This is a genomic window from Bdellovibrionales bacterium (genome assembly GCA_018266295.1).
In the GTDB taxonomy this organism is placed as follows: domain Bacteria; phylum Bdellovibrionota; class Bdellovibrionia; order Bdellovibrionales; family Bdellovibrionaceae; genus JACMRP01.
Window position 1 is genome coordinate 232,140 of record JAFEAQ010000011.1, and the last position, 23,741, is coordinate 255,880.

The window sequence follows — 23,741 nt, forward strand, 5'->3', positions numbered from 1 at the left end:
AAACGTTATTTCTAATTCTGAGCTACTTTAGGGGGACGTATGAAGACAAATAAAATGGTACTAGCTTTATTGGCCGCGAGCGTGTCTGCAGGGACTACGGCTCATGCGCAAAAAGCAAAAACGTACATGAAAAGTAGTAACGTCCCTGCTTACAATCTCGTTAAAGCAAAAAAAACAAACGAAGTTCCTCGTTTGACCATTGGCGCTGAAAGAGAAGTCACGGCGAACATTAAGCCTTTGAACCTCCCGGAAGCAGGTCAAGTGAACCTCACTCCTGTTTCTAGAAAAGCTTCAGCTCCCGTTTTGCAATTTCCAATGGACTACGGCAAAATCCTTCCGGCAGAAGCTGCAAAGGCTGTGACTGGTAAAAATGCTATTGCCAACGTTCCAGAGCTCAAGGTTCTGAACGAAGTTGGCGAACCTAATCTTGAAACAGTGGAAGCAAAACCTGCATTGCAACCAATGATCGAGATGCAACCTAACGATTACAAAATGCTTCAAGCTTTGATCTTCCTTGAATACCAAAAAAACTACGAATTGGCTCTAGGCCTTTTCTCTGAGTTGATGGAAGACCCTGAATATCGCACAGAAGCTTGGTACAACTATGCTTTGACTGCAAAGGGCCTCGGTATCAACTCTGAGTTCCGTATGGGGATGATCAAAGTTGCGACGGATGCAAAATCTAAAGAATGGCAGGAAAAAGCTGTTCACAACCTGATTGATAATATCGGTATCCTCAAAGTATCTGACGTAAAATACATTGATCCATTGATTACTAAATATGACATCGACACTACTCAGAACGAAACATACCAAATGTACCGCGCTAAATACTATCTTGAAGCCGGTCAGTTGGGCCAAGTTGAAGATGCTTTGATCTTCATTGGTGAAAAATCTAAAAACTATCCTGAAGCGACAATGATCAGCGCTCTTTCTCTTTACCGCCAAGGTAAAGTAGATGATGCAATCATGACTTTGAACCGCTTGATGGAAATCACTGATGGCGACAGAAAAGGCACTATCCGTAACGTAGGCGCTTTGACTCTCGGCCGCATGTACTTCCAAAAAGGTGCTTACAAAGACTCGTTCCAGGCATACTTGAAAGTCGACAAGACAAACCCTATGTGGTTACAAGCAATGACTGAGCAAGCTTGGACACAGATCATGGCTGAAGACTATGAAGGTGCTTCTGGTAACATGTTCTCATTGCACACAGACTTCTTTAAAAACGCCTTTGCTCCAGAGTCTTACACAGTTCGCACTGTGGGTTACTTGAACCTTTGCCAATACGGTGACGGTATCCAGGTATTGACTGAAATGAAAAAGAAGTTTGGTCCTTTAAAGACAAAACTCTCTGCTTACCAGGCGGCAAACGACAAGGCTCCTCTCCACTACTATGACACAATCAAAACGTGGATGAAGAACAGTGATCGTAAGGAAGTTGATGGCATCCCACGCGCCTTCATCGTCGAAATGGCCCGCCATCCTTCATTCACAGTTCCACAAACTGAGATCAACACAACTGAAGACGAAATTGCTCGCTTCAACAAAGTCACTTTGACATTGCTTGAGCGTGAAAAATCAACAATGAAAAAAGCCAACGAAGCCGGCAAAGAAATCAGCGAGATCCGTAAAAAGTTGATTGATAACAAGAAATCAACATCTTTGACGGAAGCTTTGGCTAAAGCTGAGAAACGCCAAATGAGCTTCAAGATCCAGCAATTCATCGCTCAAAAAGCTCGTACATCTATCAAAAAACTCCGTGAAATGGGTATCGCCCGCATGGAGAAAGAAAAAGCTGATCTTCGCATGGAAGCCGGCAATGCATTGAAAAACCGTATGACTCAATTGGCAGGCGGTTTGAATCGCGTGCTTGAGCAAAATGAAGTGCTTGCTTACGAACTTTACTCTGGCGCCGGTGAACACATCCGCTATCAAATGGCTGGTGGTGAAATCACCGAGAAGGAACGTCCGGAATTGAAAGTTGAAGCTAAAAAGAGCCTCAACTGGAAATTCCAGGGTGAAATCTGGGAGGACGAAGTGGGTCACTACCGCTCTTCTCTCAAGAACGTATGCCCTCAGGACGACAAAGTAACTAGCTTGGATCAAAACTAAAAGGAGACGACCATGAAGAACGTAATGAAATCCAACAAATTAATCGTGAGCTTCCTGATTGGCGGCTCTTTGGTAATGGGCCTCACTGCTTCTGCTGAAACAACAGCAAAAGAAGGTTTGGCTAAGATTAAGTCTAACGTAGACAACTCAAAGGCCAATTTGGGCGAATATAAGCGCAATTTGGGCACCGTTGATAAAAACATCGGTGAAATTCAAAAGGCAAAATCTCAAGTCGATGAACAACGTAAAGCTGTTCAAGCTTCTTATGAAGAAAATAAAAAGTCGATGATCAAAGTTGACGCTCAAGAGAAGGAAATCCAAGGCTTGATCGCTGATGAGAAAAACAAAAAAGCTCAGGAAGAAAAGAAACTTCAAGAGCTTCAAGCGATGGCTCAGAAGCTTCAAGAAAATATCGCAAAACGTGATGCAAATATCACGGATTACGAGACTCAATTGAGCTCAGTCCAGGAAGAAAAGAAAATCTGGGCGTCTCGTGGCGACCAAATCAAGCAACAAGGCGCGCTTGTAGACCAGCGCACTCGTTCTTTGGCAACATCTGAGAACGATTGGAAGAACAAGAAAAAAGGCTACGAAGCTGAAGTGAACCGTTGGACTAAAGAAGTTGACCGCCAGCAGAAACTCCAAGACAATTATACTTCATTAACAGAAGTGAGAGACTAATTCTTGGTTTCATAGAACTTTCTAAGAAAGCTCTCCTTCGGGAGGGCTTTTTTTATGTCCGAAACGCGCGCACCTATCAGCAGTCTTAAAGCGAATCTCTTCTTGAAAGCCTACGGCCTGTTTAAAATCCCTCTGCTCGCCTATGTCGGCCCGAAGTGCCTCGAGCTTTCCCCTACTCGCAGCGTGATTCGAATCAAACTCCGCCGTCGCACCAAGAATCATCTGAATGTGATGTACTTTGGCGCCCTCGGCATCGGTGCGGAGCTTTCCATTGCGATCACGGCTGTGGCCTCCATCTACGAAAGTGGCCAGCGCATTGATTTCATCTTTAAAGACTTTAAAGCGAACTTCCTCAAACGCTGCGACGGCGACGTGCACTTTATCTGCGATGAAGCCGACAAAGTCCGTGCACTGATTGAAAAAGCCACAAAAACCGGCGAGCGCCTCGAAGGAACTTTCAAAGCTTATTCGACTGTGCCATCGACAAGTGAAACTGACAAAGTGGCGACGTATGAGCTGACATTGTCAGTGAAGAATCGCTCAATGAAGTCTTAAGTTTCTAAAGATGTTCTAAAATATTTACTAAACGGCCAAAGGGATCGCGGACAAAAAATCTTCGCACACCCCAAGGCTCTTCCGTTAACGGATACTCGATTTTAAAGCGGCCTTTTTTCATTCGCCGAAAAGCTTCATCGACGTCGTCGACTTCGATGGACAAATCAGGAACCGGAGTTTTAGATCCGCCCTGAGAAGCAAAGCTCATTTGCACCTGCATTTTGGCTGAAGATCCATAGGTCACAAGCCATCCATGATCCATCAGAATTTCCATCTCGAGAATGGAGCCATAGAATCGTTTGGCAGCTGATATCTTCTTGGTCTCGATATTGGCGATGATGCGTTTTACTTTCATAGATTCTCAAAACCTAAGGCAGACTCGCCTTAGCCGTCTGGTACTCACTGATCAGTTTTTGATAAATCTCAGCCGTCGTCAGGATATCATCTACAAGCCCCACAGACTGCCCCGCACTCCAGACGGTTTTCCAAGAAGGTTTATTCGCAGACTCTTCGAGCGATTTCATTCCCATCAAGTGAATCAAAGGAACGACGTATTTTTTGGTTGCAGGATTGTCTTTCAATGTTTTCAAAATCCACGGCAAATCTGTGCCGAGCTTTTTAACATAGTCTGTGTTAATAACTGCTGCAGGAGTGCCCGACACCCGCGTTGTCATCACAATGTCTTCTGGAGTTGAGTTCACAACCGCATTCTTATAAGACGCATCGACACTAGCTTCTTTTGAAGCGATAAAGCGCGTCCCCACACTGACACCCGCCGCTCCGAGAGCAAGACATGCAGCGATTTGCGAACCATGCGAAATACCACCAGCTGCAATGATGGGGATTTGCAACTGAGTTTTCAGCCACGGTACCAGCACCAGCGGCGAAATCGGTCCTGCATGGCCACCGGCTCCTGCCCCCACGGCAATGACACCATCCGCGCCGAGATCTTGAACCTTTTTAGCGAATTCCAAATTCGTCACGTCACAAAGAACCTTCGCACCATTTTTGTGCGCCTCTTCAATCACATGCTTTGGACTTCCCAAAGAAGTAATGAATAGGTCCACTCCGGCATCCAGTGCAATCTTGAGATCGCCTTCAGCACGGTTGTTACTTTTGTTGACGATGATATTTACGCCAACAGGTTTCTTTGTGCGTTTTTTGATATTTTCGATGGCTTCTTTGAATTTCTCTGGCGGACGGTAATTGAGTGACGGAACCGTCCCGATACCGCCGGCTTCGCTAGCGGCGACGACAAGGTCTTCATTGCTCACCAAAAACATAGGCGCGGCAATGATCGGATTCTGAATCCCCATCAAACGAGTAAATGATGTTTCAATGGATTTGTTATCAGCCATAAATCCTCCGGATGTTCTCTAACTCTAGAGGATTTTTTATGCTTATTGAAGCTTTTTGCACTGACGCGCATAACTGCGGTCACATTCAAGAGTGTCATCGCTTTGGCAGGACTCCGCCTGGTCGGTCTTCCACAGAATCGCATTTTGGCATTCACCGGCGATTTTTCCAACCTCTGCACTTTGCACATAAGAACTGAATCTTTGATTTTCAAATGAATCTGCGATCGGAGTCGGTGTCGGCGCAATCACCTCTGCCGGAGCCGAAACTGGAGTCGCAACCACTGCAACTTGTGGAGCCGGTGTTGGTGAAGGAGTGGCCACCACGGCCTCCGTCGTTGCCGCGGGCTCCTCCTCCGCCGTGACCATTTCAACCCCTGAGGTCGACTCATCCCCAGAAAGCACCTGCTGAGCGTCGACTCTTTGCTCTACTGGAGCAATCACTGGCGAATTGAGAAGCTTTTGAGTTTCAGTAAAGGTCTCAACAAGGTCTGCTGTAAACTTCGCAATATCGGTCACGCCCAAGGACTTCCACTCATCCAAAAGAACCTGCGGATCTTCGCCGTACTGAAAGCGATCCATTTCATCTTTGGTCGCCTGAAGAACGCGCATCACGATTTCTTTCTTGTTCTGATAATCAAGTGGAGCTCTTTGCACTTGTTCAAAGTAGCGGGCGCCATCCAAAAGCAAAACCATGCGCTCCACAGAACCCTTCACAGAGATCCCGAGTTGCTTGTTCACTTGTGTTTCCGGAAGAGAGCTTTGATAGAGGTTGTAAACTTCTGCTTGGCTCATCTGCTGAGCCTCGGTGATTTTACCGAACCAACGGAGGCTGCGCGGGAGATCCTTCTGTAACACCTGTGAGGCATACTGGTCTGGCGTGTAAGCCAAAGCCACCGCCATAGTCCCCAAAGAAATCATCCAAGCTGCAAGGAAAAGTACCACCCGTTTCATAGCGCTCATGTATATCACAGAAGCACCGCAATCTCTGTCACTCGAGAGCGCGAATGAAACCTCTTCCCGACTGTCAAAACTATTGACGCCATACAGGCCGCTTCAAACGCCTAACTATTGTTTTCAGAGCTAAAAACATGCTATCTAGAGGCTATGAAAGTGCTCCGCTGGGTCCTTATTAACTTTGGCGTTCTAATTCTATTCCAGGCAACCAAGTATTTCTTGGGCCTGCAATGGGCAATAGGGGTCTCTATGGCTTATGCCATTGGCGAGATCCTTTGGCTGAAAATTCGCAGAAGAACCATCTCACCGTTTATGCTCTTTTCCCTTGCCGTAGTTTTACTATTTGGAGTTCTCGATCTGTGGCTCACCAATGACTTCTTTATGAAGCTCGAATCTGCAGTGATGAATCTCATGATGGCTGGATTATTTGGTTTATCGTTATTCCGCGAGAAAACCATCGTCGAAGAGCTTGCAGAAAATCAGGGCCGTATTACGAAAGAAAAGACGCCTGACAAAACTTTCTTTTTCCACTTCGTCACTGCTATCTGGTTTTTGTATTACATTCTTCGCGCCTTTGCCTTTACCTGGATGAACTTCGCAATGGCAGATGGCGAGTCCTTTATTCTCAAGACCTTCCTTGGCACAGCCAGTTTTTATATCTTACTAGCTGCTTCCATAGGACTGAGCCAACAGCTTTGGAACTTGCTTCTTAAGCTCCGCCTTATGCCATCTACGCGCAAAAATCCAATGACGGAAACTTCCATGCAACGGCCTTGCATCGGAACTCAGAATTTGGAATCCTAAGTAGGAGCAGACGGGCTCATACGGATACTTTTGAGCCTACGGAGGGGGGAAGGCCGCGCTTGGTTGCTATGAGCACCAGGAGCGAGCGCCCCGCTGCTATAAATCAGTTTCGCCAAATAAAAAAAGCCAAGGTTTCCCTTGGCTTTTCATTTCTATTTTCAAAATTTATCTTAGTGCGTGTTGTTTTCGATCACAGAAGCTGGAGCACGTGAATTTGGGTTTTCCATTGAACCACTGCGCACAGAATTTGGTGCTGCCACTGTCGTGGAAACATTGGCTTTCACTTTAGCACCCTTCACACCGCACTTGCCGTCTTTACCTTTTGTGTAACCATCGGCACATTCCTTTGTCGCTTCAGACTTAGCCTTCTTTGAATAGCCAGCCAAAGCAGATCCAGAGATTGCACAAACAAACGTGAGTAATGCTGTTGCCAATAGTTTCACAAATGCCTCCTGAGGTCACATGTCAGTGATTTCAGAATATCATCGAGTTTTTGAAGGACCTAGGGAAAATCTCAAAATGGGATCTCAGGAACCGATCTAAGGTCTAGCCAGGCGCTTAGCAAAGGCTTTAAGAGCCTCTCCGTACTCGCCGAGGTCCTTGATAATCGTCTGAGCATGCCATTTAGAGGGCTCAACGAACTGGTTATGCATGGGGCGTACCTGAAGCTCAAACTGCTTCTTTACGCCGTCAGCCGTGCGTCCGCGCTCATGCACATCGCGCTCAAGGCGGCGGCTAAAACGGAGCTCTTCCGGAGTGTCAAAGAAGACAGCCTCATCCAGCACTGCACGCACTTCAAGGGAGTGAAGGATCAAGATGCCGTCCACCAGAATCACTGGTTTTGGCGGGCTCACGAGAACTTCTTTTTTGCGGGAATGGGTCACGAAGTCATAGATCGGAACATCGATGGTTGCGCCGGTTTTTAATTGGCGCAGACCTTTTGCCATTAACGGAAAGTCCAAAGAATCCGGGTGATCGAAGTTCACCGAGCCCCCATCACCATCAAACTTTGCCGATTGATCAATGTAGTAGTTGTCTTGATAGAGGATCATACAATGCTCATCGCCGAGAGTCTTTTGCAGCTCTTTTGCGAAGTGGGTCTTACCCGAACCACTTCCTCCAGCGACACCAATAATATGAGGCCTCATCATGCAGTCACCTACTTGGTTTGGAATAAACGATCCCCGGCATCGCCGAGGCCTGGTACTAGATAGCCACTCTCGTTTATCTCATTTTCGATATTTACAGTATAAACTTCGACGTCCGGATGGAAGTATTGAACTTTTTCCAGACCGGTTTTGCTCGCCAAAATGCTGATCACTTTTACTTTGCCCGCACCATAGTTTTTAAGGCGGTCGATGGCAGCGATGATCGTGTCCGCCGTCGCAATCAAAGGATCGCAGAGCAGAACCTCACGGCCGGCGATATCCTTAGGCATTTTGAAATAGTACTCCACCGTGTTGTGGATAAACTTATCGCGATAGATACCGATAAAGCCCGTGCTTGCAAACGGAATCATCGATAGAGCCGCATCGAGCATCCCATTCCCCGCGCGCATGATCGACACCACCACCGGCGGATGAACGATTCTCTCTACTGTTGTCTTCGCAATCGGTGTCTCGACAGAGATTTGCTCCAGCTGTGTCCAATCCTTCATCGCTTCATACACGAGGATTTTTGAAATCTCTTTCACGATCTCGCGGAAATCCTGAGAGTACGTGTTTTTATCACGGAGGTATCCGAGTTTATGTTTCAAAAGCGGGTTTGTAATAACTTTGATATTTTTATTCATAAGTAATTCTCTTTTTCTACTTCAGTTCTAGAAAACCGTTCCATCGCTATCAATTTTCAAAGGCGGCGACGAGTCCGCGCGCAAAGCCTTCGCCGCTTTACGGCCGGCCCACCAAGTGCCACCTTCCAAAACTTTCGCGAGAGGAAATTCCGACGCTGACTTGCCTAATTTCTTCTGAACTTCCGCACCGATGCGGTCGAGCAATGAAATTGTCAACCCCCGCCATTCAATAATGAGTTCCGAATCAGGGCGATGGCTCAACGCCGCCATTCCTGGGTCTCGCAAAGTGATCAAACCACGATCCAGTAACAATCCGCCATTACGGTACTCTGCAAGTCCTGTCAGTTTTTCAACATCGGCGATCTCAAAACCAGCCTCAGCAATCGGTTCCATCAGAGAATAAGTCATCCACTGCGAAAGCTTGTGGAAAGCTGCAAGGCCCCCTGGTACTTTCGAGTAATTCCAAATATCGCCCAAGTTCACACCAGCCACGCGCACGCGCCCTGGCCAGATTTCACCAAGGCCATCGAGCACCGCACGCAAAACCTGCGGCCCTGTCAGTTTTTTGCCGTGACGTTTTTGCAAGTAATCAATGATGCTGCCAGGTCGACCTCCCGGGAAAATATCTTTCTTCGCTTCAATGGTTTTTCCCAAATTGCGCAGCAAAGACAAACGTCCCTCCACACCGATCAGCGGATTTTCTGCTGTGACTTGGAACGCACTAGAAAGCTTTTCAGCTGTGAGGTTTTGCAAACCCTTCGCCGTTGCACGCAGTGGATGAGCGTTGTCATCCGAAAGCGCTCCCTCCATGAAAAGATAAAAACTCGCAACGCCTAAGCCCTCAGAACGGCCAAAGCTTTTGCCGGTGCTCTTTTCTTTATAAGACCAAACATTGCCAGCACCCGCATCCAACAAAACCGAAGTGATCACAAGATCCAGTTTCGTGCGTGCTTTTTCCATCGCATCCATACCGGACATTTTAGCTTCTAAAGCCTGTACACGGTCCACGCCGCCGACACGGAAGTGCCCCCAGCGGGAGTGAAACGGAATATTCAATGTTGGATAATTTTCGCGAATCACTTCCACAACGTAATCTACCACCGGAGTTAATTTCTCGGGGTGGTAATTGAAGTGTGTCTCGCCTTTTTGCGTGAGTTCTAAAATCTTCTCGGCACTTTGGCGAATCGCCACAGGTGACAAAAGAAAATCCAGATCTTTTTCAGTATAAGAATTATTCATCGATCGGTCTTCCTTTCACTTTATCGAGCTGCTCGGCACTTTTCTTTTCGCCAGGATTGAAATAACCCGCGGCTTTCTTCGCTTCGATTTCAACTTGTGCGTCGGCCGGGATCAGTTCCGCTGGAATTGAAATACGGTTCACGACTTCAATACCGCTCTTCACGATGGCATCGTATTTCATATTCGACATCGAATGCAGGTTATGGATCTTCGTAATACCGAAGAAATGGAGGATATCCGGCATAAGCTCTTGGAAACGAGCATCTTCAACCCCCGCCACACACTCCGTGCGGTGGAAATAAGTTGCGGCAGAGTCCCCGCCTTTTTGGCGCTTACGAGCGTTGTAAACCAAGAACTTCGTTACTTCGCCAAGCGCGCGGCCCTCTTTACGGTAGTAAGCGATAAAACCAACGCCCCCACGCTGAGCCGTTCTAGCCGCATCTTCAATACCGTAAATCAAGTAAGGACGGCATGTGCAGATGTCAGAACCAAACACGTCAGAACCATTACACTCATCATGCACGCGGCAAGTAAGTTCAACATCTGGCTTTGATAGATCGTGCAAGTCACCAAAAATATAAACCGTCGTGCTGCCAATAGGTGGAAGCATCACTTTGATATCCGGACGAGTCACAAGCTCAGGGAACATCCCTCCGGTTTCTTGGAATAAGATCTTACGAAGCTCCCCTTCATCAACACCGAGACGTTTCGCAATCCCCGGCAAGTACCATACAGGCTCCAGCGCCACTTTCGTAACACGGATATCGCGGTTTTCTTTGATGATCTTCCCATCAATGTGCAGACGGCCGGCATCGATCGCATCGTGAATTTCAGGAATCTGCAAATGCGCCTGAGTCACTGCGATCGTCGGACGAACATCGTAGCCTTCGTCGTAGAATTTTTTAAAGTGAATTGGAACGTCCAAGCCCCATGGATCGATCGAAACCATTTTATCTGGATCAGACCATGATGGGAATGGACCGACTTTCACCGGGCTTTCCGTATTATTCAAATCCGGCTTATGACGAGTGGAGTACTTACCTTGAGCAATCGAAAGTGCGCGATAAACCGCGTAGCTTCCACTGTGCGTGCCGATGGCGTTGCGTTTTTTCGTGTCCGTCAAAGAACCGATGATCGGTCCACGCTCTGTAGGATTTTTTGCGCCCCAATGAATTGGCAAACTGTCTTTGAAAACATGTTGCGAATGCGACGTCAGAATAACATGTGCTGATCTTTTCATCTCGCTCATAAGTGAACCTCTTACGACATCCAGTTGTTGTCGTCTTGTTTTTCCCATTTAACTGTGACTTTTTTAATATTGCTCCAGAAATCCAAAGAGTGGTGGCCGGTGATATCACCGTGACCAAACTTGGAGGCGTTCACGCCGCCGAACGAGAACGGCTCGCGCGGCACTGGAACGCCGACGTTCACGCCGACCATTCCTGTGGATGCCATACGAATGACCTTCTCAGCGAGATTTCCGCTGGAAGTAAATACCGAGCAGGCATTGCCGTACTCGACACTGTTTTCGATTTCCATGGCGTGTGAAATGTCTTTGCAACGAACGATGCTGAGAACCGGACCAAAAAGTTCCAGCGTCGCAGCCTCACTGCCCGGAGTGACATTGTCGATCACTGTGGGACCGATCCAGTTCCCGCCTTCGAGTCCCGCCGGCGCTTTCGCCTTGCGGCCGTCCACCAGAATTTTAGCGCCGTTCTTCTCGGCATTGCCGATGGCTTTAGTTAAGAACTCCACTTGAGACTTGGTGATGATGGCACCCATGTCTTCGCCCAAAACCAAAGACTGCGCCCGTTCAACGATTTTTGCGATGTGTTTATCAACGTCACCGACAGCGAGCAAAACGGCTGCGGCCATACAACGCTGACCCGCGCAGCCCGTGAAGGAGTCGCTGATCCCCATACCAGAAAGTTCCGGATTCGCATCCGGCAAAAGAACGATGTGATTTTTTGCGCCTCCCAAAGCCAGCACGCGCTTGCCTTGGCGAGTCCCCCGTTCATAAACAGCCTTTGCCACCGGAGTCGAGCCGACGAAGCCGATCGCCTTGACGTCTTTGTGATCAATGATGGCTTCCACAGTTTCGCGGCCGCCTTGCAGAACTTGGAACAAACCATCCGGCAAACCAGCTTCTTTCAAAGCCGCCGCAATTCGCATAGACGTGAGAGGAGTTTTTTCAGACGGCTTCCAGATGTAAGCATTTCCCAAAGTCAACGCGATCGGAATCGTCCACATCGGCACCATCGCCGGGAAGTTGAACGGCGTGATATTCGCAATCACACCAAGAGGCTCACGGCGGTATTCACAGGAAACCCCGCGAGAGACTTCGACTTTGCCACCGAGATCCATGTTCTGAAGTGCAATCGCAAACTCCAAAACTTCGATCCCCTTCATCAGGCCGGCTTTGCCTTCAGCAAAACTTTTTCCAGACTCAGAACTTTTTAAGTGAGAGATTTCATCAAGATCGCGCAGCAAAATTTGGCGGAAGTTGAACATCACTTTCGTGCGTTCTTTGAGTGGCACGTTCGCCCACTCTGCTTGGGCTTTTTTGGCGGCTTTTGCGGCCGTATCAACTTCAGCTGCTGTGGTTGCATTCATCTCGCCAATGACTTTGCCGTTGTAGGGGCTCAGAACCGTCATCGCGGTGCCCGATGCTTTTTGGAATTTCCCATTCACGAAGTTTTCAACTTGAATTGGTGTCCCTGGAATCTTCACGCTCATACGAACCTCTTTGCTTTCACGAAGGAAAACAAAAAGTGTATTTATACTGCTTCATATTTGCCAACGAAAAAGAGCAATTATACTATTACGTAACACTCCCTGACGTGACGCCACAAAATAACTAAATGTTCGTTACTTCTCCCATAGTTTTTTCAAGCAGTTCAAGGCCCTTGTAGTCGTTCTTAACGATGGTGTTAGCATGGATAACGACCGCATTCATGAGCTCGCTTTCTCTTGCTCCTCAATCCAGGCGTTATAGGACGCGCGACTGATCTTGCAAGACTGAACGCCAAACTTGGCAGAGGCCTTTTCCTTCGTTTCATCTACTTGCTGAACTCTTGAACCGTGGCTTTAATCCAATCAGTGTAAGCATTCACCTTGGTGTAAATGCCGTACTCTTCGCAATTATCACTCCCGCGGCTAGTAACACCGGCGACGACGTACTTTTCACCCAAGCGCAAGAACACGGGTCCGCCGGAGTCCCCTTCGCATGTACCGGTATTCACCTCATTGGTAGCAAACTCGGAGCGACCATAGTAAGGCTCATCGATCACCACATGGGTTTTACGAAGTGGCCCAAGGCCCGATTTTTTCTTCATATTGGTAAAGCCATAGCCATAGGGAATAACCACCGTGCCCTTATCAAGCTCTGGCGGGTGAATGCTCGGCGCTTCGAACAACTCAGCCGGTACGTACCCTTCCGGAGTGCCGCCATCAAACTTCACGATCATGAGATCCAAAGCGTCGGTTTCCACTGTGAAGTTATTATCTTTATCAACCTTAAAACCATCGGGTCTCTTTGTCGCGGTAATCAAATGGCGACGTAACTTAGGAACATTCTTATCGGTGCCATCAATACTGAAGCCAACATAGAGCTTGCCATCGCCAGCTTGCATACAGTGCCCCGCCGTTAAAACGATGTCCTTCGCAATCAGAGTTCCCGTGCAAAAAGCAACCTTGCCGTCAGTAAGCATCACGATACTTTTCGCGAGAGGGTCGTCTTGCTTCACGTCGATGCCATTGACAATCCCCTGCCCTTCGCTCGTTGACAGAACGTTCGAGGTGTTTTTAGGGCTGCATTGAACTAATAGGAATGAACAAAGGATCGCAAAAGATGCTAGGAATGATTTCATCGGCTCTCTCAAAGGGTTTAGAATTTCGTTAGGAACGAGGTTCTAAACCACCTTGAGCGAGAGGACCACGGGATTTTGTAAACTCGGTAAACTTTACTTCTTGTCAATCTCAACTTGGTCTTCTTTGAACACGAACTGACCGAAGTTATTGTCTGTGCTCATGATTCTGCGGACATCTTTAATATACTTGGCTGGATTTTCGTTGTAGCTCGAAGCTAAAGCTTCTAGTAAGACATCGCTATTTAAAGCTTTTCTCTCCGCACGCATTTTTGCACGAGCGTCACGGAACTTCTGATAAGGGCCGCGATTCAAGAGCTCAATATAGGCAGCAACGTTATCGCTGATGGTATCAAACTTCCTCATGCAGGCATGGTCGTAACCGTATTCGCACGGCTGAGTCTTTGGGTTCCCGTGCATGCCAAAAAGATTCTTAAGCTTGCGAGCCACGGTGCTGCGGCCCCAGCCACTTTCCAGTGCAGCCATCGTCAAAAGCAATGGCAATGGGACGATATCAACGCGGGCCAAGATGTCGGCATAGCTGCCCTTCTCATCGACGTAGTAGTCTTCCTTGATTTTCTTCAGCCAAGCCTGATCTTCGGCTGTCAACTGAACATTATCCGCCTGCTTTTTTTGAAGACGGAGGACTTCTCGGCGTTGTTTGTAAACGGCTTCTTCCATGCGGATCGCGATCGGGAGCAAAACGCAAACGAAGCGGTTCTTCTTTTCTTCAGAGCGTAAATTCTCAAGCTCTGCTGTTGGCATGGACTTCGCCAACGCTGAGTCATCATTGTAAAGCTCTTTCAAATCCATTTCGCCTTTACCAGTAACGACTTTCAAGCGACGGCAGAAATCACCCGCCGCGGGCGCCTGTTCAGCCGGAGCTGGCGGCTGAGCCGGTTGCTGGGGCTTCTTGGCTGGTGCCGCCGGAGCGCCGCCCTCTTTTGGAGTGGTCGGCGTCACCGGAGCTTCCGGTTTTTGCGGAGTCTTCGGCTTCGGCTTTGCTGGAGTTACAGGCTGAGACGGTTTCTCAGGCTGGTAACCAGTGCCATGACCATTTTTACCAGATTTTGCAGGTTCAGGTTGCTCATCGGGCTCTTGCTGCTCACTCGGCTGACCGCTCTGCTTCTGGTGCTCATGCTTTTTCTTTTCTTCACGCTGTTTTTCGAGCTGTTTTTGATATTGATCTTCGGCATCTTGGGCAATCTCCTCATCACTGTAAGTTGGGTTTTGTTCTGTTAAGTCATTCATGAAGCTGTCACGCTCAACCGGCGTTTCAAGCTGAGAGTATTGCGAAGACTGGGGGTTTTGCAGCTTTTGCAGGTCGTTTGCGACCTTCGGATTCGCAGATGTCGGCGGGCGAAGAATCTCCGCCCCGTTCGTGTTAAAGCCGCCGCCTTGGCAGGCTGAAAGCACGAGGCTTCCGGTGACAAGAGCCGTTGTTAAGAGACTCAAAGATTTGTTATTACGTGCCGCCAGTCTTTTCATAGTGGCTTCCACAGTTGCAACGCTTATGCCGCAATCGGCACTGTCAAACTATCAGACAGCCCCGCGAAAAAGCCCTCACTAACAACCTGAAACCCTTGCAGCTTTTGCTTTGTGAAAATTCTTTCCGGTGAGCAATTCCCCTCTGAAAATGCCGAAATCCCCGCCCATTCTCGGCGCTCGAGTAACGTTTCTGGGCGACTCTCTCGAGGTAGATTTTATTTTTTAATTTTCTTCAGGGCTTGCAACTCTTCAAGTTTGAGCACAAAGCTCATCCCACCATAGGTTGCAGCGCCCAACGCGATGGTCACCGCAAGAATCACGATCTTTGCCATCACAGCTTCTCCGACCTGCGCCTGTAGCAAAGGGTGAAGTTGTAGCACCACAGCCATCACAACAGCCGCGAGAGTAAATTTAAATACTTGCTGAATGAACTTACTAAAATCAAAAACTCCGATGTACTTGCCATAAGCACCGAGCAAGGCCGCCATATTCACAGCCGCACTGACAAACGAAGAGATCACAAGACCCTCAAGACCCCAGCTTTTCATTAAGACCGGCGCCAGCACAATATGCAACAAGAGCGCGGTCCCTGCTGCGATGGCCGGGAACCAGGTATTTTGAATCGCATAGTAAGCCGGCACTAGCACACGCACACCGCTCGTCGCGACTAAAAGCCACGCATAGACGCGCAAAACAGTGGCCGTCGCCTCCGCATCAGCGGTATTAAACTGCCCACGCATAAAAAGAACTTCAACAATCGGACGCGCGAGAAAGAAAAGCCCCAGCGCCGCTGGAATCGCAATAAAAAGATTCAGTCTTAAATAGTAATTCACCGTCTCGGACATCTGCTCGCGCTGACCTTTGCTCCACAACGCTGCGAGTGTCGGCAACAGCGCCGTCCCCAGGCTCACCGAAACCAGCGACAACGGCAGCTCCAGCAATCGGTCCGCCCAATAGATGTAAGAAATCGCCCCATCCCCCAGGCCGCTTGCGTACTTCAGATTCACAATCGTCACAAATTGCAGAAGCCCCATTCCTAAAAGCCCCGGCACCATATTGCGCAAGACCTTGCGGATATCAGCACTCATCCCGGTCCACTGAAACCGCGGCAGAGCCCCCAGCCGTCGCAATGCCGGGATCAAGATCCCCATCTGCAAAGCCCCGCCGATTAAAACACCCCAAGCAAGGCCATCGCCTTCAAAGGCAAACGCCGAACCCGGAATCAGTGTCGATAGGATCATGGAAATATTAAAAAGCGTCGGCGCCATCGCCGGCAGAGCAAACTTTCCGAGGGCGTTCAAAATCCCCATAAAGTAGGCATAAGTAGTGATGAAGAAGACGAAGCTAAACATGATCCGCGCCATGCGGACCGTGATCACGAGCTTTTCGGGCCCATAATCTGCGTCTAAAAGCAGCCGCATGATGGGATCCGCGAGCAAAATCCCCAAAGCCGTTAAAATCGCCAAGAAAACCAGCAAAAGCGTGTAAAAGCCATTGGCCAGGTTATGCGCCCGCGCGGGGGACTCCATACGGGCCTCTACAAAGACCGGAATGAAGCTGACGGACAGCGAGCCCTCCCCGAAAAGGCGTCTAAAGAGATTTGGCAGGCGAAAAGCCGCCGTCCACGCGTCTGTAATCCCCCTGGAAAACAGGGCCGCCAGCGCCATATCCCTAATAAGACCGAGGATTCGGCTCGAAAAAGTCCCCAAAGACATGGATAAAGCCTGTCGAATGATACTTTTAGGAACTTCTTTGCTTGAAACGCCGGGGGCCATGTGTTATCACCTGTGTTCGTTTAAAAAAGCTTAGTGTGGAGGTTATCCCTTGGCAAATCATAAGTCTGCAGCAAAAAGAGCTCGTCAAGCTACTCGTAGAACAGCAGTTAACAGCAAACGTAAAGGTGCAGTTCGCACTGAAGAAAAAAAGCTTGTTAAAGCTTTGGAAGCTAAAAATGTAAAAGAACTTCCAGCATTATTGAGCGCTTTGACTAGCAAATTGACTCGCGCAGCTCAAAAAGGCGTCTTCGGCAAGAACACAGCTTCTCGCAAAATCGGTCGTCTTTCTGCACGCGTTCACGCTTTGATCGGTACTAAGTAATTAGCCGACGGCCGCAGAGCATAGCCCGGTTCCGGTTAATACCCGCCGACGCTAAAGCAGCACCGTTCTAATTATTAAATTTACGATTGAAATCTCGACGTCATCCGAGCTGATACAAAGGCTCGGATTTGTCGTTTAAAGGCCAATGGAATTTGATCAAATGCAATTCCATGGGTGACCAACCCGTCTTTGGCTACAACAGATTTAATCTGCCCCCGCAAAGTCACAAATGTTCCATCAGGAATTTGAAAGCTGAGAACCAGGTCGCGGCCTTCCGTGAGTGCATACTCACTCAGGATCGACATTCCACCCTCGCCGATTTCTCCGGAATTACAAATAAAGTATTGGCCGTCGAATAATACGCCGACCTTCTTCGCCAATGCCCGGCGAGGAAACTTTCGTCTGTAAAAACCTTTGTCTTCGTGAGCGTTCATATTGAAGGTATCGGAATTTTGACGCTTTTCTTGATGGCCCGGCCCTTCGCCCGGCGCAAAACCCGCCCTAGGCCTAAGAAAGCTCGACCTTCAGCGATTCCAAGAAGCCTTCCATGACTTGGAGGCGTCTCTGCCCCTCCGCCTTTGCTGACTTCGTGTTCAGGGCCTCATGCAAGCGCAGGAGCTTTACATAGAAGTGATCCAGAGTGTTCGTACTGTCATCCGGAGTGCGTGTTTCACAGAAGGGATCTTCAGGCCAATAAAGCGCCCGGCGCGAAAGACCACTGAAAGCAAAAACACGGAAAATACCAACGGCCCCCATGGCATCGAGGCGATCCGCATCTTGTACAACTTTGGCTTCGATGGTTTCCACAGGAATCTTCGCCGAAAAACTATGAGCGGCAATCGCATGGTGAATCGCCGGTAAAAACTCCGCCGGATAATTCCAGCCTTTTAGTAACTCCATCGCATGATCCGCAGAAAGGCGCGAAGCCTGCGTACGGCGTGCATCGGCTTTTGAAATGTACACACAGTCATGCAAATACGCCGCAGGAATGACGACCTCAAGCTTCGCACCCTCTTCGTGCGCGAGCTTTTTTGCGACCTTCACGACACGTTCAACGTGCAAAATATCGTGCGACGGATCCGGATTTTCGACACAGACTTGTTTCATGTAATCATGAAATAATTTTTCGAAGGATTTCATAAGAAACTCCCTAGCACAAAGCGCTTTCGCAAGAAACGTCTTTCTAAACTCTCTCGGCTCGGGATAATCAGTCCTTATCCCTGGACCTTAGTAACTAAGTCACTTAAGACACAAAAGCCATTTTACAGATCTCTAAACTATTGCAGCTCTTTGAGTATTTTCAGAATAAGCAGGATTAAACTCAAAATGCCTTTAATAATTACTAAGAAACGCCGATATGATGCTTGTCGTAGCTTCATACGGACCTCCTTTGAGTTTTGAGCTCAAGAGGTTCATCCAGGGCGATCTTGCGAAAGCAAAATCGCTCTTTGCATTTCTGGCACCAAATTATTCTCTTTGTATTTTAATTCTGACGTCCGAAATCATCGGATGTTTCGGAAGTCCGGCGGATCTAGGCGTGAGCGTGTTGGGATTGACTGCAAGTTTTGAGAACCAAATTCTCAAGCCAGATGTGCGAAGACAATGGTGATGACTTCAACGCCTTGTCGGTTTCAGCCAGAACAACCAAAGTTTGCTCCAACTTCTTCACCGTCCAAAGACGGCTTTGCATAACGTAGTTATCTAAGAAATATGGTGGGACCTGCGCTGCGTGCGCGAGCTTGGCCCCGCTCAAGCCTTGTTCAAGACCGCGCTTCACCGTCAGCAACAAACGAATGTGACGAGCGAGCAAAGACACGATCCCGATTTCGCTTTGGCCTTGATCAAGCAAATGAACCAGATGTTCCAGTGCACGCACACGGTCGCTTTCGCCAATCGCACGCGTGAAATCAAAAACGTTTTCTTCTTTCGAGCGAGAAACCACTTGAGCCACATCGCTGACTTCGATGCGTTTGCGATCTCCGACGAAATCCGCGAGCTTCTTCAGTTCAGCTTCGATCTCAGAAAGGTGACTGCCGACGAGTTTTGCCAAAAGCAAAATCGCATCGTCTGCGATATCCAAACCCAAAGTGCCGGCGATGTATTTCACCCAGCCTGGAATTTGGTTGTCGTAAGGTTTTTTGAACTCCACACAATCAGCTGTTTCCAGCATCAGGCGGATTTGCTTTTTACGTTTATCCACGCGAGACGCGAGGATCACGAACACGGTGCTATCCACAGGGGTCGTGATCAACGTCTCAAGCTCAGCCCATTCACGATCCGAAAGCTCTTGCGCTTCTTTCAAAATCACCAAGCGCTTTGGCGCCATCATTGGCAGAGTTTCAACCGCATCACGCACCGTGGAGATGTCAGCATCAGACGCATAGAAAAGAGAATAGTTAAAATCGACCGCACCCTCAGTGAGAACGGCGTACTTAAAACGTTCAATGCTCTGATTTAAAAGATAAGGTTCTTCACCAAACAAGAAATACAACGGAGATAGATCGCCCTTTTCCAAGTCGCGATAAAACTTTTGAGCATCGATCAGTGCCACTCAATTTGCTCCGTGAATCTTAGTTCGTTAAACAACTCAGTCATCCGTTAGAAATTTTCCGTAATACGATCGTGGGCTTCGGCCATCATGTCGTTCGCAACGGAATCAATGTTTTGCCTGCGCGCAGAAAGATTGTAAAGTGGATTCACGGAATTGACACCAGCTAGCGTGACCTGAGGAGCATTGTACGTGCGCTCCCCTGAGAACGATCCGCTCCAAATTGAAGTGTTATCGGCTTGTCGAATAATACTCACTGTGACTGTGACAAGAATACGATAGTCCGACGCTAAAACAGCTCCTTGAGAAAGATATGGAGCAGCTTCAGAACCTGAAGTGAGTTTTGACCCTGGCAAATATTGAACGGAAGTCACAACTCCCACAATTTTCACATCGGATAAATTCTCAGAGGTCACTTTTCCCACTTGAGAACGTTCGAACTCTTGAATCAAAGCGTTGGTGAAACCAACCTCAATGCCTGTTTCCTGCGTGGAGTTTTTAAACACCGGAATCGAGAGATATTTGTATCCCCCCGGAAGGCTGCGGCTTGACATGCCAACGCGATAAGCACAACTGCTTAACGTAGAGGCAATTAATAGTAAACTCAGAGCCAAAAATCTTGAAGTCTTCACGGGATTAGTTGAGTATAGCAAGGTGGAACTTTCAAGGAAGAAATGACCGAAAAGAGCGAAAATGCAGCCTAATGACCGAGCACAACAAAACAATGATTACAGTCTCCTTGCTCCAGGCCCGGTGAGCCTCCATCCTGAGGTGCGAAAAGCCCTGGCGTTGCCAATGATTCATCACCGCACCCCGGAATTCGATAAAATTTTGGCGCGGGTTTTAACGGGACTGAAACAAATCTTCCAGACCACGCAAAGCGTTTACATGCACTCCTCCACAGGCAGCGGCGGAATGGAGTCTTTACTCGTGAACGTTCTCAGTCCCGGTGACACCGTCATCGCTGTTGTCTCCGGAAAATTCGGAGAGCGCTGGGCGCAAATGGCCGAAGTTTTCGGCACGAAAGTCATCACCCACAACGTCCCGTGGGGAGAGGCCGTGAAGGTTTCTGATGTGAAAGCCCTGCTTGAAAAACATCCTGAAACTCGCGCGGTTCTCTGCCAAGCTTGCGAAACAAGCACCGCGGTCGTTCACCCGATCCGCGAGTTGGGAGCGCTCACCGCGAATTTGCCAAACACCTTGTTGCTCGTTGATGCGATCACCGCACTGGGGGCATTTCCACTGCCAATGGATGAATGGAAAATAGACGGCATTGTCGCAGGCTCGCAAAAAGCTCTGATGCTGCCCACAGGCCTTAGCTTCGTTGCATTTTCAAAGAAAGCTGAAGCGTTTTTTGAAAAGGCCAGTTGCCCACGATACTACTTTGATATCCGCCGCGAGAAAAAAGCCAACGCCAGCGGTGAAACCTTCTTTAGTTCGTCTGTGACCCTGGTTCGCGCGCTGGATGTGGTGCTGGAACTGATGGGCAAACAAGGCGTGGAAAAACTTTTTGCCGCCAATCACCGCCGCGCTGAAGCCACTCGCATTTTCGCTCAGAAACTGGGTTTTGGCTTGTATGCAAAAGCGCCGAGTGATTCCGTGACAGCACTGACCGTGCCCGCTGGAATGGACGGACAAAAAATTCGCAGCTATCTCGAAGAAAAATACAATATCACTATCATGGGCGGACAGGATCAGGCCAAGGGCAAAATCATCCGCGTCGGCCACATGGGATACATTCAGGATCACGAGATGGTTCGCCTGATCGAGTGCTTGGGCTTGACGCTTCAACACTTTGATGCGACATCCGTGTCCAGCGAGAAAATTCAGGCGACAGTCTCTGAACTCAAACGCTGGCTGGAGTCTCACTAATGAAGAAAAAAATCCTCATCACCGATCGATTTGCTCAGGATGTTTACCTCTATTTGCAGCAACAGCCGCAATTCGAAGTCGTGCGTGCGGATTCACCTAAACACTTGCCGCTGGAGCACATTATCGATGCGCACGCGCTCATCATTCGTAGCCGTACGCCTGTGAATGAGGAGTTGCTTAAAAAAGCGCGCAACCTGCAAGTGATTATCACAGCGACCAGCGGCTTTGATCACATTGATCTTGCCGCCACCCAAAAGTGGGGCGTCACAGTAATGCACACTCCGTCTGCAAATATCGAAAGTGCTGCCCAACTCACATTAGGTTTAGTGATTTCTTGTTCTAATAATTTGGTTCAGGCTCACAAGATGATGAAGGCCGGCGACTGGAACCGCGATCAACTCATTGGTATTGAGTTGAGTGGTCGCACTTATGGCATCATCGGCCTTGGTCGCATCGGCACTCGCGTGGCTCAGCTGGCGCAGGCCTTCGGTATGAACGTGATTTCATTTGATCCCTACCAAGAAGATGAACACTTTGAGAAACACAAAGTCGCACGCCTCAGCTACGAAGAAGTTTTAAAGACCGCGGATATTTTGAGCTTCCATGTCCCGAAAACTCTTGAAACCGACTACATGCTGAACCGCTCACATTTTGAATACATCCATCGTGGGATTACTTTGATCAATACTTCGCGTGGCTCCGTGATCCATGAACTGGATTTGTGTGAGGCGCTTGAGAACGGCTGGATCCGGGCTGTCGGCCTCGATGTCTTTGAAAAAGAACCTTTGCCACGGACCTCCAAGTTGCTGAGTTATCCCAATGTTGTTTTAACGCCTCACATTGGAGCCACCACAGAGGATGCTTTTTATAAGGCCTCGAATATCGCTGCTCAAAAACTAGTCGGTTTTTTCCTCGACGGCTCTACATCAGACACTTTACCCCCGCAAGTTCCCTGGTATGGTGCAACACCTTTCAAATCTGACACTTAGATTTCTTGCCAAGACTGCAGCGATAAGCGAACCTTTTTGCGAATCCCAAACAGTTAAAGAGGTATCAAGTGTCTGGAACAGTCGTAGTCGGTGCTCAATGGGGCGACGAAGGCAAAGGAAAGCTCGTCGACGTCTTTGCAGCTAACGCTGATTTTGTAGTTCGTTATCAAGGCGGCGCCAACGCCGGTCACACGCTGGTTGTTAACGGCGTAAAGACTGTCTTGCACCTTGTACCTTCCGGCATTCTTCACCCTGAAACAACGTGCATCGTTACATCCGGTGTTGTTGTCGATGTTTTCGGCATCCTCGATGAAATCAAAAAATTAAAGGCAAATGGTCACCTGCAAAATCCAAAGCAGTTACTTATTTCTGATTCTGCAACGATCATTCTTCCGTATCACAAAGCCATCGACGCTGCTCGCGAAGATGCCCTTGAAGACGAAAAAATCGGAACCACAGGCCGTGGCATCGGTCCTGCTTACGAAGACCGTGCTTCTCGCCGCGCGATCTTGCTCGGGGATCTTTATGACCGCGCTTCATTGAAGAAAAAACTCGAGCTCGGTCTGCGCGAGAAGAACTTCCTCATCGAAAATTACTACAAAGGCACTCCGGTTAAGATTGATGACTTGATGGCGCAGCTTGAACAAGTGGCGCTGGATCTTGAACCTTACCGTTGCCGTGATACTTCTTCAGTGATCGCAAAAGCCCTCAAGGGTGGCAAACGCGTTTTGTTTGAAGGCGCACAAGGCACGATGCTCGATTTGATGCACGGAACTTATCCGTACGTCACAAGCTCTTCAACTCTTGCAGGTTCTGCTTGCGTGGGCGCAGGGATTGGTCCGACTCATATTCAAAAAGTTATCGGCGTGTTTAAGGCTTACACGACTCGCGTCGGTTCTGGTCCATTCCCGACAGAACTCAAAGACGAAGTGGGTAAGAAAATCCAAATGGATGGTAACGAGTTCGGCTCGACAACAGGCCGTTCACGTCGCTGTGGTTGGTTGGACTTAGTAGCACTGAAGTACGCAATCCGCGTCAATGGCGTGACAAACTTGGCATTGATGAAATTGGATGTGCTTTCAGGCCACGAGCGTGTGGGCGTCTGCACAGGATACAAAATCAACGGCGAAACGATCAGCGAGCTTCCACCGAATTCTTATGAACTTGAAAAAGTGGAGCCAGTAATCGAGTATCTTCCAGGCTGGAAAGAAGACATTTCTAAGCTGACTACTTTGAAAGATCTGCCTCGCGCGACGATGAACTTCATCGACTACATCAACACTCAGTTAGGAACTCCGGTCGATGTGATCTCCATCGGTCCAGGCCGCGATCAAACACTTTGGGTGAAGCCTCTGTTCACAAAATAGTTTTTAAGCAAAAAGG

At 48.5% G+C, this 23,741-nt stretch carries 24 protein-coding genes; 8 read left to right on the plus strand and 16 right to left on the minus strand.

The features are described from left to right. Positions 1-39: 39 nt before the first annotated feature. Genes JSU04_09800 through JSU04_09810 form a run of 3 tightly spaced genes read left to right on the plus strand, consistent with a single transcriptional unit; the run spans position 40 to position 3,351 of the window. Complete coding sequence (locus tag JSU04_09800; GenBank protein MBS1970592.1) at positions 40-2,115, plus strand: hypothetical protein; 2,076 nt, start codon at positions 40-42, stop codon at positions 2,113-2,115. 24 nt (positions 2,116-2,139) lie between these two features. Continuing rightward, entirely contained in the window at positions 2,140-2,796 is a 657-nt protein-coding gene (locus tag JSU04_09805; protein MBS1970593.1) for a hypothetical protein, read from the plus strand. A gap of 54 nt (positions 2,797-2,850) precedes the next feature. Next, positions 2,851-3,351, plus strand: coding sequence for a DUF4442 domain-containing protein (locus JSU04_09810; GenBank protein MBS1970594.1), 501 nt, complete (start codon positions 2,851-2,853; stop codon positions 3,349-3,351). A gap of 4 nt (positions 3,352-3,355) precedes the next feature. Here JSU04_09810 and JSU04_09815 read toward each other — a convergent pair whose 3' ends face one another. From JSU04_09815 to JSU04_09825, 3 genes are read right to left on the minus strand one after another with little or no spacing between them, the layout of a single operon-like run. Next, positions 3,356-3,706: a VOC family protein gene (locus JSU04_09815; protein MBS1970595.1), complete on the minus strand. Its 351-nt coding sequence runs from the start codon at positions 3,704-3,706 to the stop codon at positions 3,356-3,358. Positions 3,707-3,719: 13 nt separating this feature from the next. After that, positions 3,720-4,709 carry a nitronate monooxygenase gene (locus tag JSU04_09820; GenBank protein ID MBS1970596.1) on the minus strand — a complete coding sequence of 330 codons (990 nt, stop codon included), beginning with the start codon at positions 4,707-4,709 and terminating at the stop codon, positions 3,720-3,722. A gap of 42 nt (positions 4,710-4,751) precedes the next feature. Beyond that, entirely contained in the window at positions 4,752-5,660 is a 909-nt protein-coding gene (locus JSU04_09825) for a hypothetical protein (GenBank protein ID MBS1970597.1), read from the minus strand. A gap of 153 nt (positions 5,661-5,813) precedes the next feature. On the opposite strand from JSU04_09825, the gene JSU04_09830 reads away from it, so the two are divergent. Then, complete coding sequence (locus tag JSU04_09830; protein MBS1970598.1) at positions 5,814-6,467, plus strand: septation protein IspZ; 654 nt, start codon at positions 5,814-5,816, stop codon at positions 6,465-6,467. Positions 6,468-6,637: 170 nt separating this feature from the next. Here JSU04_09830 and JSU04_09835 read toward each other — a convergent pair whose 3' ends face one another. The 9 genes from JSU04_09835 to murJ all read right to left on the minus strand — a co-directional run bounded on the left by JSU04_09835 (position 6,638) and on the right by murJ (position 16,627). Then, positions 6,638-6,910: a hypothetical protein gene (locus JSU04_09835; GenBank protein MBS1970599.1), complete on the minus strand. Its 273-nt coding sequence runs from the start codon at positions 6,908-6,910 to the stop codon at positions 6,638-6,640. Between the two features lie 96 nt (positions 6,911-7,006). After that, on the minus strand, positions 7,007-7,618 hold the full coding sequence (gene udk, locus JSU04_09840; protein ID MBS1970600.1) for a uridine kinase: 612 nt from the start codon (positions 7,616-7,618) through the stop codon (positions 7,007-7,009). Positions 7,619-7,626: 8 nt separating this feature from the next. Next, entirely contained in the window at positions 7,627-8,259 is a 633-nt protein-coding gene (upp, locus tag JSU04_09845; GenBank protein MBS1970601.1) for a uracil phosphoribosyltransferase, read from the minus strand. A gap of 27 nt (positions 8,260-8,286) precedes the next feature. Continuing rightward, complete coding sequence (locus tag JSU04_09850; GenBank protein ID MBS1970602.1) at positions 8,287-9,498, minus strand: URC4/urg3 family protein; 1,212 nt, start codon at positions 9,496-9,498, stop codon at positions 8,287-8,289. Next, complete coding sequence (locus tag JSU04_09855) at positions 9,491-10,738, minus strand: GTP cyclohydrolase II (GenBank protein ID MBS1970603.1); 1,248 nt, start codon at positions 10,736-10,738, stop codon at positions 9,491-9,493. The genes JSU04_09850 and JSU04_09855 overlap by 8 nt, the downstream gene beginning before the upstream one ends. 20 nt (positions 10,739-10,758) lie before the next feature. Next, positions 10,759-12,234 (minus strand): aldehyde dehydrogenase family protein, encoded by a 1,476-nt coding sequence (locus JSU04_09860; GenBank protein ID MBS1970604.1) that lies wholly within the window; start codon positions 12,232-12,234, stop codon positions 10,759-10,761. Between the two features lie 323 nt (positions 12,235-12,557). Continuing rightward, complete coding sequence (locus JSU04_09865) at positions 12,558-13,367, minus strand: trypsin-like serine protease (protein MBS1970605.1); 810 nt, start codon at positions 13,365-13,367, stop codon at positions 12,558-12,560. Positions 13,368-13,460: 93 nt separating this feature from the next. Then, on the minus strand, positions 13,461-14,852 hold the full coding sequence (locus tag JSU04_09870; protein ID MBS1970606.1) for a glucosaminidase domain-containing protein: 1,392 nt from the start codon (positions 14,850-14,852) through the stop codon (positions 13,461-13,463). A 215-nt stretch (positions 14,853-15,067) separates the two neighbouring features. Further along, positions 15,068-16,627, minus strand: coding sequence for a murein biosynthesis integral membrane protein MurJ (gene murJ, locus JSU04_09875; GenBank protein ID MBS1970607.1), 1,560 nt, complete (start codon positions 16,625-16,627; stop codon positions 15,068-15,070). Between the two features lie 49 nt (positions 16,628-16,676). Between murJ and rpsT the strand changes: the two genes are divergently transcribed. Then, on the plus strand, positions 16,677-16,949 hold the full coding sequence (rpsT, locus tag JSU04_09880) for a 30S ribosomal protein S20 (protein MBS1970608.1): 273 nt from the start codon (positions 16,677-16,679) through the stop codon (positions 16,947-16,949). A gap of 80 nt (positions 16,950-17,029) precedes the next feature. Here the strand turns inward: rpsT and JSU04_09885 are convergent, their stop codons facing one another. The 4 genes from JSU04_09885 to JSU04_09900 all read right to left on the minus strand — a co-directional run bounded on the left by JSU04_09885 (position 17,030) and on the right by JSU04_09900 (position 20,051). After that, on the minus strand, positions 17,030-17,383 hold the full coding sequence (locus tag JSU04_09885; GenBank protein MBS1970609.1) for a PilZ domain-containing protein: 354 nt from the start codon (positions 17,381-17,383) through the stop codon (positions 17,030-17,032). Between the two features lie 73 nt (positions 17,384-17,456). Continuing rightward, positions 17,457-18,089 (minus strand): HD domain-containing protein, encoded by a 633-nt coding sequence (locus JSU04_09890; protein MBS1970610.1) that lies wholly within the window; start codon positions 18,087-18,089, stop codon positions 17,457-17,459. Between the two features lie 391 nt (positions 18,090-18,480). Beyond that, the gene (holA, locus tag JSU04_09895; protein MBS1970611.1) at positions 18,481-19,500 is read right to left on the minus strand and encodes a DNA polymerase III subunit delta; all 1,020 of its coding nucleotides are present in this window, start codon (positions 19,498-19,500) and stop codon (positions 18,481-18,483) included. A 47-nt stretch (positions 19,501-19,547) separates the two neighbouring features. Next, positions 19,548-20,051 carry a hypothetical protein gene (locus tag JSU04_09900; GenBank protein MBS1970612.1) on the minus strand — a complete coding sequence of 168 codons (504 nt, stop codon included), beginning with the start codon at positions 20,049-20,051 and terminating at the stop codon, positions 19,548-19,550. Positions 20,052-20,190: 139 nt separating this feature from the next. Between JSU04_09900 and JSU04_09905 the strand changes: the two genes are divergently transcribed. The 3 genes from JSU04_09905 (at position 20,191) to JSU04_09915 (ending at position 23,725) form a co-directional block, all read left to right on the plus strand. Then, positions 20,191-21,369 (plus strand): alanine--glyoxylate aminotransferase family protein, encoded by a 1,179-nt coding sequence (locus JSU04_09905; GenBank protein MBS1970613.1) that lies wholly within the window; start codon positions 20,191-20,193, stop codon positions 21,367-21,369. Continuing rightward, positions 21,369-22,358, plus strand: coding sequence for a D-2-hydroxyacid dehydrogenase (locus tag JSU04_09910; protein ID MBS1970614.1), 990 nt, complete (start codon positions 21,369-21,371; stop codon positions 22,356-22,358). Before JSU04_09905 ends, JSU04_09910 begins: the two co-directional genes overlap by 1 nt. Before the next feature lie 68 nt (positions 22,359-22,426). Continuing rightward, positions 22,427-23,725, plus strand: a complete 1,299-nt coding sequence (locus JSU04_09915) for an adenylosuccinate synthase (GenBank protein MBS1970615.1) — start codon at positions 22,427-22,429, stop codon at positions 23,723-23,725. Positions 23,726-23,741 lie beyond the last annotated feature (16 nt).

Excerpts from the sequence above, each read along its gene's own strand:
- JSU04_09825 (MBS1970597.1), bottom strand. The coding sequence starts at position 5,660 with ATGAAACGGGTGGTACTTTTCCTTGCAGCTTGGATGATTTCTTTGGGG.
- JSU04_09870 (MBS1970606.1), bottom strand. The coding sequence starts at position 14,852 with ATGAAAAGACTGGCGGCACGTAATAACAAATCTTTGAGTCTCTTAACA.
- JSU04_09905 (MBS1970613.1), top strand. The coding sequence starts at position 20,191 with ATGCAGCCTAATGACCGAGCACAACAAAACAATGATTACAGTCTCCTT.
- JSU04_09900 (MBS1970612.1), bottom strand. The coding sequence starts at position 20,051 with ATGTCAAGCCGCAGCCTTCCGGGGGGATACAAATATCTCTCGATTCCG.
- JSU04_09855 (MBS1970603.1), bottom strand. The coding sequence starts at position 10,738 with ATGAAAAGATCAGCACATGTTATTCTGACGTCGCATTCGCAACATGTT.
- JSU04_09890 (MBS1970610.1), bottom strand. The coding sequence starts at position 18,089 with ATGAAATCCTTCGAAAAATTATTTCATGATTACATGAAACAAGTCTGT.
- upp (MBS1970601.1), bottom strand. The coding sequence starts at position 8,259 with ATGAATAAAAATATCAAAGTTATTACAAACCCGCTTTTGAAACATAAA.
- murJ (MBS1970607.1), bottom strand. The coding sequence starts at position 16,627 with ATGGCCCCCGGCGTTTCAAGCAAAGAAGTTCCTAAAAGTATCATTCGA.
- JSU04_09820 (MBS1970596.1), bottom strand. The coding sequence starts at position 4,709 with ATGGCTGATAACAAATCCATTGAAACATCATTTACTCGTTTGATGGGG.
- JSU04_09830 (MBS1970598.1), top strand. The coding sequence starts at position 5,814 with ATGAAAGTGCTCCGCTGGGTCCTTATTAACTTTGGCGTTCTAATTCTA.
- JSU04_09810 (MBS1970594.1), top strand. The coding sequence starts at position 2,851 with ATGTCCGAAACGCGCGCACCTATCAGCAGTCTTAAAGCGAATCTCTTC.
- JSU04_09885 (MBS1970609.1), bottom strand. The coding sequence starts at position 17,383 with ATGAACGCTCACGAAGACAAAGGTTTTTACAGACGAAAGTTTCCTCGC.
- udk (MBS1970600.1), bottom strand. The coding sequence starts at position 7,618 with ATGATGAGGCCTCATATTATTGGTGTCGCTGGAGGAAGTGGTTCGGGT.
- JSU04_09910 (MBS1970614.1), top strand. The coding sequence starts at position 21,369 with ATGAAGAAAAAAATCCTCATCACCGATCGATTTGCTCAGGATGTTTAC.
- JSU04_09800 (MBS1970592.1), top strand. The coding sequence starts at position 40 with ATGAAGACAAATAAAATGGTACTAGCTTTATTGGCCGCGAGCGTGTCT.
- JSU04_09805 (MBS1970593.1), top strand. The coding sequence starts at position 2,140 with ATGAAATCCAACAAATTAATCGTGAGCTTCCTGATTGGCGGCTCTTTG.
- JSU04_09860 (MBS1970604.1), bottom strand. The coding sequence starts at position 12,234 with ATGAGCGTGAAGATTCCAGGGACACCAATTCAAGTTGAAAACTTCGTG.
- JSU04_09865 (MBS1970605.1), bottom strand. The coding sequence starts at position 13,367 with ATGAAATCATTCCTAGCATCTTTTGCGATCCTTTGTTCATTCCTATTA.
- JSU04_09815 (MBS1970595.1), bottom strand. The coding sequence starts at position 3,706 with ATGAAAGTAAAACGCATCATCGCCAATATCGAGACCAAGAAGATATCA.
- JSU04_09850 (MBS1970602.1), bottom strand. The coding sequence starts at position 9,498 with ATGAATAATTCTTATACTGAAAAAGATCTGGATTTTCTTTTGTCACCT.